Annotated in this window: 16 protein-coding genes; 13 read left to right on the forward strand and 3 right to left on the reverse strand. The window is 70.4% G+C overall.

Translation table 11 applies throughout. From position 1 onward, the window contains the following. Window positions 1-109 precede the first annotated feature (109 nt). The 5 genes from flaF (at window position 110) to Sp245p_RS32980 (ending at window position 3,225) form a co-directional block, all read left to right on the forward strand. On the forward strand, window positions 110-502 hold the full coding sequence (gene flaF / locus Sp245p_RS32960) for a flagellar biosynthesis regulator FlaF (protein WP_014199643.1): 393 nt from the start codon (window positions 110-112) through the stop codon (window positions 500-502). Then, entirely contained in the window at window positions 492-929 is a 438-nt protein-coding gene (locus Sp245p_RS32965) for a flagellar biosynthesis repressor FlbT (protein ID WP_014199644.1), read from the forward strand. The genes flaF and Sp245p_RS32965 overlap by 11 nt, the downstream gene beginning before the upstream one ends. Before the next feature lie 4 nt (window positions 930-933). After that, on the forward strand, window positions 934-1,311 hold the full coding sequence (locus Sp245p_RS32970) for a FlaG family protein (RefSeq protein WP_014199645.1): 378 nt from the start codon (window positions 934-936) through the stop codon (window positions 1,309-1,311). Further along, window positions 1,308-2,102 carry a DUF1217 domain-containing protein gene (locus Sp245p_RS32975; RefSeq protein WP_014199646.1) on the forward strand — a complete coding sequence of 265 codons (795 nt, stop codon included), beginning with the start codon at window positions 1,308-1,310 and terminating at the stop codon, window positions 2,100-2,102. Before Sp245p_RS32970 ends, Sp245p_RS32975 begins: the two co-directional genes overlap by 4 nt. Before the next feature lie 88 nt (window positions 2,103-2,190). Further along, window positions 2,191-3,225: a hypothetical protein gene (locus tag Sp245p_RS32980; RefSeq protein WP_014199647.1), complete on the forward strand. Its 1,035-nt coding sequence runs from the start codon at window positions 2,191-2,193 to the stop codon at window positions 3,223-3,225. Window positions 3,226-3,240: 15 nt separating this feature from the next. Here the strand turns inward: Sp245p_RS32980 and Sp245p_RS32985 are convergent, their stop codons facing one another. Beyond that, window positions 3,241-4,437, reverse strand: coding sequence for an MFS transporter (locus tag Sp245p_RS32985; protein WP_014199648.1), 1,197 nt, complete (start codon window positions 4,435-4,437; stop codon window positions 3,241-3,243). 262 nt (window positions 4,438-4,699) lie between these two features. Here Sp245p_RS32985 and Sp245p_RS32990 point away from each other — a divergent pair, with 262 nt between their 5' ends. Continuing rightward, window positions 4,700-5,572 carry a LysR family transcriptional regulator gene (locus tag Sp245p_RS32990; RefSeq protein ID WP_014199649.1) on the forward strand — a complete coding sequence of 291 codons (873 nt, stop codon included), beginning with the start codon at window positions 4,700-4,702 and terminating at the stop codon, window positions 5,570-5,572. A 6-nt stretch (window positions 5,573-5,578) separates the two neighbouring features. Here Sp245p_RS32990 and Sp245p_RS32995 read toward each other — a convergent pair whose 3' ends face one another. Together Sp245p_RS32995 and fliI are read right to left on the reverse strand one after the other, a co-directional pair. Further along, window positions 5,579-6,187 carry a hypothetical protein gene (locus tag Sp245p_RS32995; RefSeq protein WP_014199650.1) on the reverse strand — a complete coding sequence of 203 codons (609 nt, stop codon included), beginning with the start codon at window positions 6,185-6,187 and terminating at the stop codon, window positions 5,579-5,581. Further along, entirely contained in the window at window positions 6,184-7,524 is a 1,341-nt protein-coding gene (fliI, locus tag Sp245p_RS33000) for a flagellar protein export ATPase FliI (protein ID WP_014199651.1), read from the reverse strand. The genes Sp245p_RS32995 and fliI overlap by 4 nt, the downstream gene beginning before the upstream one ends. 125 nt (window positions 7,525-7,649) lie before the next feature. On the opposite strand from fliI, the gene Sp245p_RS33005 reads away from it, so the two are divergent. The 7 genes from Sp245p_RS33005 to Sp245p_RS33035 all read left to right on the forward strand — a co-directional run bounded on the left by Sp245p_RS33005 (window position 7,650) and on the right by Sp245p_RS33035 (window position 12,977). Beyond that, a complete protein-coding gene (locus Sp245p_RS33005) occupies window positions 7,650-8,042 on the forward strand; it encodes a flagellar basal body rod protein FlgB (protein ID WP_041814267.1) in 393 nt (130 codons plus the stop codon). 20 nt (window positions 8,043-8,062) lie between these two features. Beyond that, complete coding sequence (gene flgC / locus Sp245p_RS33010) at window positions 8,063-8,482, forward strand: flagellar basal body rod protein FlgC (protein WP_041814269.1); 420 nt, start codon at window positions 8,063-8,065, stop codon at window positions 8,480-8,482. 13 nt (window positions 8,483-8,495) lie between these two features. After that, on the forward strand, window positions 8,496-8,858 hold the full coding sequence (gene fliE, locus Sp245p_RS33015; RefSeq protein ID WP_014199654.1) for a flagellar hook-basal body complex protein FliE: 363 nt from the start codon (window positions 8,496-8,498) through the stop codon (window positions 8,856-8,858). Between the two features lie 147 nt (window positions 8,859-9,005). After that, the gene (gene fliQ, locus Sp245p_RS33020) at window positions 9,006-9,272 is read left to right on the forward strand and encodes a flagellar biosynthesis protein FliQ (protein ID WP_014199655.1); all 267 of its coding nucleotides are present in this window, start codon (window positions 9,006-9,008) and stop codon (window positions 9,270-9,272) included. Between the two features lies 1 nt (window position 9,273). Beyond that, entirely contained in the window at window positions 9,274-10,044 is a 771-nt protein-coding gene (locus Sp245p_RS33025; RefSeq protein WP_014199656.1) for a lysozyme family protein, read from the forward strand. Window positions 10,045-10,114: 70 nt separating this feature from the next. Further along, window positions 10,115-12,208 (forward strand): flagellar biosynthesis protein FlhA, encoded by a 2,094-nt coding sequence (flhA, locus tag Sp245p_RS33030; RefSeq protein ID WP_014199657.1) that lies wholly within the window; start codon window positions 10,115-10,117, stop codon window positions 12,206-12,208. A gap of 10 nt (window positions 12,209-12,218) precedes the next feature. Next, window positions 12,219-12,977, forward strand: a complete 759-nt coding sequence (locus tag Sp245p_RS33035) for a flagellar biosynthetic protein FliR (RefSeq protein ID WP_014199658.1) — start codon at window positions 12,219-12,221, stop codon at window positions 12,975-12,977. Window positions 12,978-12,990 lie beyond the last annotated feature (13 nt).

The following is a 12,990-nucleotide window of genomic DNA, read 5'->3' on the forward strand; positions in this document are numbered from 1 at the left end:
CGGTCCGGCCGGCGTCCCTCTCCCGAGGGGGCGCCGGCCTCTTTTTCCTTATTCGATCCAGCCCCAGCCCCATTCCGGCGCCCCCGTGCGCGTTGCATAAGGTGCGACCATGAGCATCGCCGCCTACCAGCAGACGATGGCCGAGTGCGAAGACCCGCGCCGCATCGAATATCTGGTCTTCCTCCGCATCACCCTGGATCTGGAGGCCAACCGCGCCGCCGGCTGGCGGTCGGCGGCGCTGAAGGACGCGCTGTGGCGCAACCTGGAACTCTGGAACACGCTGCGCGCCGACCTTCTGGAGGACGGCAACGCGCTGCCCGAGGCGCTGCGCGCCGGGCTGGTCTCGCTGTCCTTCTCGGTGGCGCGCCAGACCACCCAGGTGCTGCGCGGCGAGGCCGACGCGGGCACGCTGATCGACATCAACCGGTCGGTCATGCGCGGCCTGCAGGGCGTGGCCCGCACGGAGGCTCCCGCCCCGATGGAGGCCTCCTATGGCGCTTAAGCTCCGCCTCAAGCCCTGCGAGCGCGTGGTCATCAACGGCTGTGTCGTGCAGAACGAGAACCGCCGCTACACCCTGACCGTCAGCAACTTCGCCCAGATCATCCGCGGCAGCGACATCATGCAGGAGGACGAGGCCGACACCCCCGTCCGCCGCGCCTACTTCGTGATCCAGAGCATGCTCTTGGACCCCCAGGCCGCGGAACAGTACGGCAGCGTTGTCGCCGGCATGATGGCCAAGCTCTACACCGCCTTCATGCATCCCGAGATGCAGGACCGCATCATGCAGGCGATGAGCAACGTCAGCGACCGCGACTACTACAAGGCGCTGGCCTGCCTGCGGCCGGTGATGGCCTACGAGGACGGGCTGCTGAACGCGCAGCGCGCCCCGCGGGACGAGCGCATTCCCGAGACTCGCGTGGAGGCGTGACGCCATGCCCGCACCCATCCAGGGACTGACCGGCGGCGTGTCCGGCGTCAACGGCGAGCGCGGCACCGCCAGCGCCGACCTGATCGCCGAAGCCCGCCAGCGCCAGGCCGACCGGCTGCGCGCCGCCCAGGCCGAGGCCGCCAAGGCCACCGAGGTGGTCGAGGAGGCCCGCGCGCCGGCGGAATCCGACAACCGCCGCCAGCCCGACCCCATCCCGCCCTACCGCGTCAACCTCGACCCCGGCACGGGCCGCCTGTCCACCGAGGTGCTCGACACCCACACCGGCGAGGTGATCCTGCGCATTCCGCCCTCCTACGCCGACCCCGCGGAGGACGCGGCGGAGGAGAGCGGCCGGCCGGCGACCCCGGAGGTGAAGGCATGAGCACGCTCCAGGACTATCGCCAGATCGTCCGCAACCAGGACCGCTACGACGCGATGATCCGCTCGCGGCCCGACGTGAAGCGCAACATCGCCTATTTCGAGGCCAACATCGGCAAGATCTCCAGCGCCGAGGAGCTGCTGAAGGACGACAAGCTCTACCGCTTCGTCATGGTGGCCTTCGACCTGGAAAGCCAGACCTACGCACGTGCCCTCATCCGCAAGGTGCTGGACCAGGGGGTGAAGGACCCGGAGGCGCTGGCCAACCGCATGAACGACGCCAAGTTCAAGGAGATGGCAACCGTCCTGTCCTTCAAGGAGACGGGGGGCGCCACGCTGAAGGAGCCGGCGATCGTCAAGGCCATCGTCGACCGCTACGTCGACGTGTCGCTGGAGGTGAAGGCCGAGGAGAGCAACCCCGCCGTCCGTCTGGCGCTCTACTTCGACCGCAAGGCGCCGCGCATCACCAACTGGTATCAGGTGATGGCCGACCGCGCGCTGCAAAAGGTGGTCTTCACCGCGCTCGACATTCCCGAGCAGTCGGCGCTTGGCGACCTCGACCGGCTGGTCGACAAGCTGAAGAAGCGCTTCGACATCGCCGACTTCAAGGACCCCGCCAAGCTCGGGAAGTTCCTGGACCGCTTCTCGGCCATGTACGACCTGAAGAACGGCGGGCCAGTGGGAGCCTCCACGAACCTCCCCTACATCGGGCCGATCAACAGCCGCGGACGCTCCTCGATCATCGCCATCGACCCGTCCATCACCATGTCGCTGCTGAACTTCCCGCGCTTCTGAGCGGCGGCGTTCCGGCAGGCCGAATTCCGGGAGATTGGCTGTGCAGCCGAGCCGACAGGCCAGGCCGCCGGGCACTTGGCCGCACGTCGTGGCCCTGCTGCCCGGCCCGGACGACCGGGACGAGGACACCGCCCGCGACTCCCTTCATATCCTGCCGATGACCATCCTGCCGCTGGAGACTCCGGGCCTGCGCCGGGCACGGCTGATCAAGAACGTCCGGCTCCAGACGGTGGTGGAGCTGTTCAACGACGTCCACGCCGGCAGCGGGCAGGTAATGCCCAGCCAGTTGCCGCTGCATTTCGGCAACCGCTCGCCCGAGCTGGACCGCGACCTCCTGATGATCGGGCAGATCGCCCAGGCCGCCAGCTTCGACGTCTATTCCCTGCGCATCGAGCTGCGCCGCCTGAAGATCGCGGTGGACGAGCACGCCGCGCTCCGCCTGTCGCAGCGCCGGAAGGACCAGCTCACCCGCTACATGCGCGTCTTCACCCGCCCGCTGATCGAAAGCGTCTACGGCAGCGACGACGTGCAGGTGCAGAATGTCGAGGACCTGATCCGCCTGTTTGCCGAACCCGATCTGGCGGAGGTGCGCCGCCGATTGACCATGATGGCCGATCGGCTGGACATCGCCATGGCCGACATCCCGGCCTTCCTGGAGGAGTACGGCGACATCTTCCTGTCGCTGGCCTATTTCAAGCAGTGCCTGGACGAGATCGTGCCCGACGTGCAGGCCTTCCTGGCCTGGATGGACGCGGTGCGCGGCTTCAGCGAGGTCCGCCGCGACGCCCGTCACGCCCGGATGCTCGACGAGGTGGGCCGCGACCTGACGGAGATCGCCGCCTCGATCACCGGGCGGTTCGAGAGCTTCGACAACCGCTCCAAAGACTTCTGGCGCAACATCAACGCCCAGAGCTTCCGCAGCATCCGCGACCTGATCACCAACCACCACGTCACCATCGGCGGGGTGCTGTGCGGGCTGGCGGTGAAGATGGCCCTGTGGAAGGCCCGTTTCTCCAGTGGCGGCGGCCCGGTCCGCCGACTGGAGTTCATCCGCTCCGAAATCCTGCCGGGCCTGTCGCACATCCGCTCCCTGGAACGCTCGGCGCGGAGCGGGGGACGCTGAGGCCCCCCATCCCTCCTACCGGCGCCGCGCGGCGAGCTGCAGGGCGGTGGCCGCCGCGGCGACGGCGATGCCCAGACCGGTCACCGCGGTCCAGCCCCCGGCGTTCCAGGCCAGCGTCGCCGCACTCGACCCCAGCGCGCCGCCCAGGAACATGCCGCCCATGAAGATGGTGTTCAGCCGGGCGCGGGCTTCGGGGCGCAGGGCGTAGACGATGTGCTGGTTCGACACCAGCGCCGCCTGGACCGCGAAGTCGAGCAGGATCACCCCGGCAACCAGACCGGCGACCGACGTCCACAGCCCGAACAGCAGCCAGGAGGCGAGCGTCAGCAGCGTGCCCAGCAGGATCACCCGGTGCGGCCCGCTGCGGTCGGCGATCCGCCCGGCCATCGGGGCGGCCAGGATGCCGACCGCGCCGACGATGCCGAACAGCCCCGCCGCGTCGGCGCCCAGGCCGAAGCGCGGCTCGGCCAGACGCAGCGCCAGGATGGTCCAGAAGGTGGTGAAGGCGGCGAACAGCAGCCCCTGGGTGACCGCGGCCAGCCGCAGGGCCGGGAACTCCCGCCACAGATGGACCAGCGAGCGCATCAGCGCCGGGTAGCGCAAGGACGCGTTCGGGTGGCTGCGCGGCAGCATGACGGCCATCAGCGCGGCGGCACCCAGCGCCAGCGGCACGGCCAGCCAGAACATGGCGCGCCAGCCCTCGTGCGTCCCGACGAAGCCGGCCAGCGTCCGGCTGAGCAGGATGCCGGTCAGCACCCCCGACATGACGGTCCCCACCGCCGCCCCGCGCCGCTGCGGCGAGGCGAGATGCGCGGCGAAGGGAACGATCTGCTGCGCCACCGTCGCCGAGACGCCGAGCAGCAGCGAGGCGGCGACCAGCAGGGCCGGACCCTGCGCCAGCGCCGTCGCGACCAGCGCCGCGGCGAGCAGCAGGAACTGCCCGACGATCAGCCGGCGACGCTCCACCAGATCGCCCAGCGGCACCAGCAGGAGCAGTCCGGCGGCGTAGCCGAGCTGCGTGGCGGTCGGGATCATGCCGGTCAGCGGGCCGGGCAGGTCGCCCTCGATCAGGCTCAGCATGGGCTGGTTGTAGTAGATGTTCGCGACGGCCAGCCCCGCGGCGGTCGCCATGGCGAAGGTCAGCCCGTGCCCGAGCCGGGTCTGTTCCGGTGTGTGGGTCGATGTGTGGGGCATTGTGTCGGTGATGCTCATGACAGGGGGTCCTTTCCGACAATCCCTCTCCCGCCCCGGGAGAGGGTGGCGCCGGAGGCGCCGGGTGAGGGTGCTGCCAAGGATCGAAGCGCTGATCCTTGGCGGCACCCTCACCCTCCCGCCGCAAGCGGCGGGCCCCTCCCTCTCCCGGGGCGGGAGAGGGGTTTTCAACGTGCGAAAACCTTGAAACGGACCCTATCGCACTTTCACAATCCGCATCAGTCATGCAGAATGAACGGCCTGTACATCGGAATATGAAGCAATGGACCTCGCCGGACTCGCCGTTCTGGTGGAAGCCGCCCAGGCCGGCAGCTTGGCCGGGGCGGCGCGGCGGCTGGGCATCTCGCCGCTGATGGCGACCCGGCGGCTGGCCGCGCTGGAGGAGGCCATGGGCGCGCGGCTGATGCAGCGGGCCACCCGCTCCCTCGCGCTGACGCCGGAGGGGGAGGCGATGCTGCCCTTCGCCCAGGCGATGCTGGAGAACGAGGCGGCGGCGCGGGCCAGCGTCCGACCGTCCTCCGCCGGGGCGTCGGGGCTGCTGCGGCTGACCGCCTCGGCCGCCTTCGGGCGCAAGGTGGTGGTGCCGGTGGTCGCCGACTTCCTGACGGACAACCCGCAGGTCTCGGTCGATCTGCTGCTGACCGACACGGTGGTGGACATCGTCGGGCAGGGCATCGACCTCGCCATCCGCATCGCCCATCTGAAGGACAGCGCGCTGATCGCGCGGCGGCTGGCCGACAACCCGCGGGGCCTCTACGCCACGCCCGGCTATCTGGCGGCCCGAGGGACACCCGCCGCCGCCGTCGATCTGGCGGAGCACGAGTGCCTGTGCCTGTCCGGCACGACCCATTGGAGCTTCGCAGGCGACGGGCGGGAGCGGCGCATCCGGGTGCGCGGCCGTTTCACCGCCAACTCCATCGAGGGGTTGCGGGACATCTGCCTCGCCGGGCTCGGCATCGCCGTCCTGTCCGAGTGGGACGTGCGGGAGGAGGTGGCGCGCGGCGCGCTGGTCGCGCTCCGCCTCTGCGATGGCGAGCTTGAGCCGCTGGCGGTGTGGGGCGTCCATCCCTCGGCGCGTTTCGTGCCGCCGAAGGTTCGGCTGTTCATGGACGCGCTGGCGAAGGCGCTGCGCTGACCGGGGTCAGAGGCGGACGGCCGGGCGGTCCGCCGGCTGGGTGGCGTGCAGCTCGTACAGCTTCGCGAGGATTTGCGGGGCGGGCTGCTCCGCCTTGGGCGCCGCCTTGTCCGCCTTATCCGCGGCGTCGTCGGTGCTCGGCGTCTTGCGGGCGAGCGCTTCCGCCAGCACGGCGGGGGACGGGCGATGGTCCGCCGGCGGCTCCTGCGCCGCGCCGGCAAGGAAGGGCAGGGGTGGAGCGTTGGACGGCACGTCCTTTGCCGGGGCCTTCGTCTCTTCCGCGCCGCCCTCAGCCAGCGTGACGAGGTGGCCGAGCGGGTCGTCGCCGGTCACCGCCTCGAAGGCGGCCATCGCGGCGCTGCCCAGCAAGCCGATGGGGCCGCCGAACAGGAAGCCGCCAGCCAGCCGCGCCGGCAGGCCGATCTCGTCGCCGGTGGCATGGCGGTAGACCTGCGACACCCCCGGCAGATGTTGGAGCGGATTCACTGCGTCCAGCAGGTCTCCGAAATCCAGACTGAGATCCGCCGTCTCCTGTTTGGTCGGGGCCTTCACGGCGTCCCGTGCGGCGGTCGTCGGGGCAAGCGCGCGGGTGGCGAGCGCGGTGGCGTTGGTCATGGGACAACTCCGGCGGGAACGGCGAGGATGCGGTCGAGGAAACGGAAGGAGTCGAGGGATGGCGTGGCGTCGTCCTTGCCCTGGCGCAGGAACTCCTCCAGCGCCGGGTTCAGCGCGACGGCGTCGTCCACCTCCGCGTCGGTGCCCTGCTTGTAGGCGCCGATGCGCACCAGCTCCCGCATGTTGTCGTAGGTGGCTGCGAGGCTCCGCGCGCGGCGCAGCAGGGTGTTCTGCTCCGCCGTGTGGCAGCCGGGCAGCAGGCGCGACACGCTGCGCAGCACGTTGACGGCGGGGTAGCGCCCCTGCTCCGCGATGCGGCGGTCCAGCACGACATGGCCGTCCAGGATGCCGCGCACCGCGTCGGCGATCGGCTCGTCATGGTCGTCGCCGTCCACCAGCACGGTGAAGATGCCGGTGATGTCGCCTTGGCCCTCTTGTCCCGGCCCGGCGCGCTCCATCAGTTTGGGGAGTTCGGCGAAGACGCTGGGCGGGTAGCTCTTGGCGGTCGGCGGCTCCCCGGCGGCCAAGCCGATCTCGCGCTGGGCCATGGCGAAGCGCGTCACGCTGTCGATCAGGCAGAGGACGTGCAGGCCGCGGTCGCGCAGCTCCTCCGCCACGGTCAGGCAGAGATATGCTGCCTGCCGGCGCATCAGCGGCGGCTCGTCCGAGGTGGCGACGATGACGACGGAGCGGGCGAGGCCGTCCGCCCCCAGATCGTCCTGGATGAACTCCTGCACCTCGCGCCCGCGCTCGCCGACCAGCCCGATCACGATGGCGTCGGCCCCGGCGTGGCGGGCGACCATCGACAGCAGCGTCGACTTGCCGACGCCCGACCCGGCGAAGACGCCCATGCGCTGGCCGCGGCAGATCGGCGTGAAGACGTCGATGGCGCGCACGCCGGTGTCCATCTTCGCCCCCACCCGGCGGCGCGCGTAGGCCGGCGGCGGGGCGGCGCGCAACGGGCGGGCGTGGTGGCCGTTGCGCAAGGGGCCGCGCCCGTCGATCGGTTCGCCCAGCGCGTTGACGACGCGGCCCAGCCAGCCGGGGCCGGGGCGCAGCGTGAAGGCGGTGTCGTCGGTGACGGCGGCGCAGCCCTCCGCCACGCCGTCCAGATTGTCGAAGGCCATCAGCAGCGTGCGGCCCTGGCGGAAGCCGATCGTCTCGCACAGCAGCCGTTGGCCGCGCGCCGTCTCCGCCCAGCATTTGTCGCCCACCGCCAGGACGCGGCGCAGCCCCTCCACCTCCAGCGTCATGCCGGTGGCGCTGCGAATCTCGCCGCGCCAGGATCGGGTCGGCATCCGCTCGATCTCGGACAGAAGGTTGGAAAGCACGCGCATCGCCGGGACGTCTCCGCCGTGTCGGAATGCGGTGATCCTGCCACGAGGATTTTAAATCCGGTTTTAAACGGCGGGCGTCATCTTGGCCCTGCCTTGCTTTCCGGCTTTGCGATAGGGCCGTTCCAATGGATTTTAGTAATATTTCGGTGTTCCGGCTGACCGGCGCGCGCCTCGATTACTTGGCGGAGCGGCAGAAGCTGATCGCCGCCAACGTCGTGAACGCCAACACGCCCGGCTACCAGCCGAAGGACCTGAAGCCCTTCGCGGCGCTGATGGACGGCCCGCAGACGGTGGCGCCCGCGCTCACCTCGCCCATGCACCTGACGGGCTTCAACCCGTCCGGCGCGGTGCAGGAAGCGCGCAAGCCCGAGCAGTGGGAAACCACGCCGGACGGCAACGCCGTGTCGCTGGAGCAGGAGATGACCAAGGGCAGCGAGACGCGCGACGCCTTCGCACTGACCGCCGGCCTGTTCCAGCGCAACCTGCAAATCCTGCGCGCCGCCTGGCGCGCCGGTTGACGATTTCCGGAGTCCTTCCCATGCTCACCGATCCCCTGGCCGCGACGATGCGGATCGCCAGTTCGGGCCTGCAGGCGCAGGGCACCCGGCTGCGCGTGGTCGCCGAGAACATCGCCAACTCCGATTCCACCGCCATGACCGCGGGCGGCGATCCCTACCGCCGCAAGACCGTCTCCTTCGCGACCACGATGGACCGCGCCGCCGGGTCGGAGATCGTGAAGGTCAAGCAGATCGGGCGCGACCGCAGCGACTTCCAGCTCGTCTACGAGCCCTCGCACCCCGCCGCCGACGAGAAGGGCTACGTCAAGCGCCCGAACGTCCAGCCGCTGATCGAGATGATGGACATGCGCGAGGCCAGCCGGTCCTTCGAGGCGAGCGTCAACGTCATCGAGCAGTCGCGCAGCATGATGAGCCGCATGATCGACCTTCTGCGCGGCTGAGGAGACCCAGAGCATGATCGAACCCATCGGCCGCGCCGCCGCCGCCTACGGCCTCCACCGCGCGCCCCTGGCCCAGCCGTCCCCCGCTGCGTCGCTCGCCACCCCGCCCGCCGCGGCGGCTGCGGCCTCGCCGTCCGGCGAGACGGCGGCGTCGGCGGAGAGCAGCTTCGGCGCCTTCCTCGACCGTCAGGTGTCGCAGGCGGTGGAGACGCTGAACGAGGGCGAGCGCATGTCCGTCGCCGCCGTCGCCGGCAAGGCCGGCACGCACGAGGTCGTGCGCTCCGTGCTCGCCGCCGAGATGACCGTGCAGACGGTCGTGTCGATCCGCGACCGCATGGTGCAGGCCTATCAGGACGTTATGCGGATGGCGATCTGAGCGCGTGTGTTGGGACGCATTGCCCCCTCCCTAACCCTCCCCCGCTTCGCAGGGGAGGGGATGACCTCCCTCCCTTGCGAAGCGGGGGAGGGAAGGGACCCGCGAAGCGGGAAGGGTGGGGGCAACACGCTCCCTAGGAGAACCCCCATGAACGAAGCCGACGTGCTGGAAGTCCTGCGCACGGGCATCTGGACGATGCTGCTGATCGCCGCGCCGCCGCTGGTCATCGCGGTCCTGGTGGGCGTGGCGATCTCGCTCGTCCAGGCGCTGACCCAGGTGCAGGAGATGACGCTGACCTTCGTGCCGAAGATCGTCGCCATCCTGGTCACCACCGTGCTGGCGCTGCCCTTCATGTACGGCGCGCTCACCACCTACGCCGACCGGCTGGGCAGCCTGATCGTCTCGGTGCGGTGACATGCGGCGGCTGGCCGGACTGGCGGCGCTGCTCCTGGCCGGGACCGCGACCGCCGCGGACGTGAAGCCGCAGGCCGCGCAGATCGGCACCTGGTCCACCGCTCTCTACGCGCCGCGGGTCCTGCCCGCGCGCAGCCTGCCGCCGGAGGCCGCCTGCATCGACGCCATCCTGGCGGCGGAGCGGGAGGCGGGGGTGACCGACCACATGCTCCTCGCCATGGGCTTCACCGAGGCCGGGCGGATGACCGCCGACCGGCTGTTCACCGTCTGGCCCTGGACCGTCAACACCGAAGGCGCCTCCCAGTACTTTCCGACGCGCGAGGAGGCCATCGCCTTCGTGCGCGCCGCGCAGGCGCGGGGCACGCGCTCCATCGACGTCGGCTGCCTCCAGGTGAACCTTAAATGGCACCCCGACGCCTTTCCCGACCTTGAGACCGCCTTCGACCCGCGCGCCAACGCCCGCTACGCCGCGCGCTTCCTGGGCGACCTGCACCGCGCGCAGGGATCGCTGGACGCCGCCATCGCCCGCTACCACTCCGCCCAGTCGGAGCGCGGAGCGGCCTACCGCGAGCGGGTCGGCGGCAACCGGCGCTGGGTGGCCGGCGCCATGGATTACCTGAAGACGCTGGCCGCCGGCCCCCAAGTGGCCACTTCCCAAGCCGCCCCCGGTGCGCTGCCCGCCTGGGGCCGGGCGGAGCTGGGCCGCTTGTCCTTCCTGTCCAGCCTCTACGCCAACGCGGCGGTGAAACCCCTCCTGCCGGGCGCGGACTGACCCCGACGTAAAAGCCGGTTTTACCGCGGGACGCTAGCGTACCAACGGTGCCGCACCCTGGAGTTCCCGCATGGCTTTCACGGACACCCTTCGGAACCGGATGACCAGCCTCGGCGATGCCGGGCTGGCGAACCGCGACGTGCTGTTCGCGCTGGCCATCGTGCTGGTGCTGGCCGTGCTGTTCCTGCCGGTGCCGACCTGGTTCCTCGACCTCGGGCTGGCGCTGTCGCTGGCGGTCAGCGTGCTGATCCTGATGGTCTCGCTGTGGATCTCCCGGCCGCTGGACTTCTCGTCCTTCCCGACGGTGCTGCTGGTCGTCACGGTGCTGCGGCTGGCGCTGAACATCGCGTCCACCCGCCTGATCCTCAGCCACGGGCACACCGGCCCGTCCGCCGCCGGCCATGTGATCGAGGGCTTCAGCCAGTTCATCATGGGCGGCAACTTCGTGATCGGCGTGGTGATCTTCGCCATCCTGATCGTCATCAACTTCGTGGTCATCACCAAGGGCGCCACCCGCATCGCGGAGGTCGGCGCGCGCTTCACGCTGGACGCCATCCCCGGCAAGCAGATGGCCATCGACGCCGACCTGTCCGCCGGCATGATCGACGACGTCGAGGCCCGCCGCCGCCGCAAGGAACTGGAGGACGAGAGCACCTTCTTCGGCGCCATGGACGGCGCGTCGAAGTTCGTGCGCGGCGACGCGGTGGCCGGGCTGGTCATCACCGCCATCAACGTGCTGGGCGGCATGGCCATCGGCATGGCGCAGCAGGGCATGTCCTTCGAATCCGCGGCGTCGGTCTACACCATCCTGACGGTGGGCGACGGTTTGGCGACGCAGATTCCGGCGCTGGTCGTCTCGCTGGCCGCTGGCCTGCTGGTGACCAAGGGCGGCAACGTCGGCTCCGCCGATCAGGCGGTGCTCGCCCAGCTCGGCGGCTATCCCAAGGCGCTGATGGTGGCGGGCGGGCTGCTCTGCACGCTGGGCGTGACGCCGGGCCTGCCGGCCGCCCCCTTCGTCCTGCTCGGCGGCGGCTTCGGCGCGGCGGGCTGGTACGCGATGCGCGGCAAGATGCGCCGCGCCGCACTCGCCCGGCTGGAGGAAAGCCGCAAGGCGCCCACCGCCCCGGCCGAGGAGGCGGTGGAGGACATGCTGAAGGTGGACGAGGTGAAGGTGGAGGTCGGCAACCACCTCGTCCCGCTGATCCTCAACAAGAACGGCCCGCTGACCGGCAAGGTGAAGACGCTGCGCAAGCGTTTCGCCAAGGAATTCGGCTTCATCCTGCCGTCGGTGCGCATCAAGGACAGCAGCTTCCTGCCGCCCAAAGGCTATGTGGTCAGTGTGATGGGCGTCGAGGTGGCGAGCGGCGAGGTGCGGCCCAAGCAGCTGCTCGCCATCGACCCGTCCGGCGGGGCGGCCCCCGACCTGCCCGGCGAGGCGACGCGGGAGCCGACCTTCAACCTTCAGGCCCGCTGGATCGACCCGGCGCGCCACGAGGAGGCTATCGCCAAGGGCTACACGGTGGTCGACCCGGAAAGCGTCATCACCACCCACCTGACCGAGGTCATCAAGGACCATCTCTCCACCCTGCTGACTTTCGCCGCCATGCAGAAGCTGCTCGACGGGCTGGGGCGGGAGTACCAGAAGCTGATCGCCGACATGGTGCCGTCGCGCATTACCTTGGTGGTGGTGCAGCGCGTGCTCCAGGCGCTGCTGGCGGAGCGGGTGTCGATCCGCAACCTGCCGGCCATCGTCGAGGCCATCGCCGAGGCGGTAAACTGGACGCGCAACATCACGCTGGTCACCGAGCATGTGCGGGCGCGGCTCGGCCAGCAGATCTGCCAGTCGCTGACGGCACCCGACGGCTTCGTCCCGGTCATCGTCCTGACCCCGCGCTGGGAGCAGGCGCTCCAGCAGAGTGTCATCGCGGAGGGCGAGGATCGCCGCTTCGCCATGCCGCCGACCCAGGTGCAGGAGTTCCTGACGGCGCTGCGCATCACCATCCAGAAGCACGCCACGCCGCAGGTCTGGCCGGCGCTGCTGGTCGGGGCGGAGGTGCGGCCCTTCGTGCGCTCCCTGCTGGAGCGGGTCAGCCCGATGACCCCGGTCATCAGCCACGCCGAGCTGCACCGCAAGGTGTCCGTCAAGACGATCGACCAGGTTTGAGGGATCGGTGATGGACACGCTCGCCGACCTGCTCAGCCTGGAGGTCTACCGCGCCTTCCTGGTCTTCGCCCGCGTCGCGGCGGCGGTCAGCCTGCTGCCCGGCTTCGGCGAGCTGGCGGTGCCGCCGCGCGTCCGGCTGTGCATCGCGATTCCGGTGGCGCTGGCGCTGACCCCGACCGTGCCCGGTCTGCCCGACCGGCTGCCCCCCGACGCCGCGGTGATGCTGGAGCAGATCTTCGCGGAAACGGTGGCCGGCGCCTTCCTCGGGCTGGGGGCCAAGCTGTTCCTGGCGTCGCTCCAGGTCGCCGGCAACATCGCCGCCCAGGCGATGGGCCTCGCCAACCCCTTCGGCACCGACGCGGCGGGGTTCGAGAGCGGGTCGATCCTGTCGGGCACGCTGGTCATCGCCGGGCTGGCTCTGCTGTTCGCGCTCGATCTGCATTACCTGATGATCGATGCGCTGGTGCGCTCCTACGGAAGCTGGCCGGCGGCGACGCTGCCCGATCCCGGCATGGTGGCGGGGCGCTACGCCCAGCTCGTCGGCGTCACCTTCCGGCTGGGGGTGCAGATGGCGGCGCCGTTCCTGGTGTTCGGCATGATCGCCAACATGGCGCTGGCTCTGGTCAACCGGGTGATGCCCTCTATGCCCGTCTATTTCGTTGCCACCCCGGCGATGGTCGGCGGCGGGATGCTGGTCTTCCTGGTGACGGCGGGGGCCATGGTCACCGCCGCGCTCGCCGCAATGGCCGGCTGGCTCGGCGGGCGATGAGAAGGGGGCGGTG

The organism is Azospirillum baldaniorum (genome assembly GCF_003119195.2).
Lineage (GTDB): Bacteria > Pseudomonadota > Alphaproteobacteria > Azospirillales > Azospirillaceae > Azospirillum > Azospirillum baldaniorum.

Bases quoted from the DNA above. Each gene is read 5' to 3' on its own strand.
- flaF (WP_014199643.1), top strand. From the start codon at position 110: ATGAGCATCGCCGCCTACCAGCAGACGATGGCCGAGTGCGAAGACCCG.
- Sp245p_RS32965 (WP_014199644.1), top strand. From the start codon at position 492: ATGGCGCTTAAGCTCCGCCTCAAGCCCTGCGAGCGCGTGGTCATCAAC.
- Sp245p_RS32970 (WP_014199645.1), top strand. From the start codon at position 934: ATGCCCGCACCCATCCAGGGACTGACCGGCGGCGTGTCCGGCGTCAAC.
- Sp245p_RS32975 (WP_014199646.1), top strand. From the start codon at position 1,308: ATGAGCACGCTCCAGGACTATCGCCAGATCGTCCGCAACCAGGACCGC.
- Sp245p_RS32985 (WP_014199648.1), bottom strand. From the start codon at position 4,437: ATGAGCATCACCGACACAATGCCCCACACATCGACCCACACACCGGAA.
- Sp245p_RS32990 (WP_014199649.1), top strand. From the start codon at position 4,700: ATGGACCTCGCCGGACTCGCCGTTCTGGTGGAAGCCGCCCAGGCCGGC.
- Sp245p_RS32995 (WP_014199650.1), bottom strand. From the start codon at position 6,187: ATGACCAACGCCACCGCGCTCGCCACCCGCGCGCTTGCCCCGACGACC.
- fliI (WP_014199651.1), bottom strand. From the start codon at position 7,524: ATGCGCGTGCTTTCCAACCTTCTGTCCGAGATCGAGCGGATGCCGACC.
- Sp245p_RS33005 (WP_041814267.1), top strand. From the start codon at position 7,650: ATGGATTTTAGTAATATTTCGGTGTTCCGGCTGACCGGCGCGCGCCTC.
- flgC (WP_041814269.1), top strand. From the start codon at position 8,063: ATGCTCACCGATCCCCTGGCCGCGACGATGCGGATCGCCAGTTCGGGC.
- fliE (WP_014199654.1), top strand. From the start codon at position 8,496: ATGATCGAACCCATCGGCCGCGCCGCCGCCGCCTACGGCCTCCACCGC.
- fliQ (WP_014199655.1), top strand. From the start codon at position 9,006: ATGAACGAAGCCGACGTGCTGGAAGTCCTGCGCACGGGCATCTGGACG.
- Sp245p_RS33025 (WP_014199656.1), top strand. From the start codon at position 9,274: ATGCGGCGGCTGGCCGGACTGGCGGCGCTGCTCCTGGCCGGGACCGCG.
- flhA (WP_014199657.1), top strand. From the start codon at position 10,115: ATGGCTTTCACGGACACCCTTCGGAACCGGATGACCAGCCTCGGCGAT.
- Sp245p_RS33035 (WP_014199658.1), top strand. From the start codon at position 12,219: ATGGACACGCTCGCCGACCTGCTCAGCCTGGAGGTCTACCGCGCCTTC.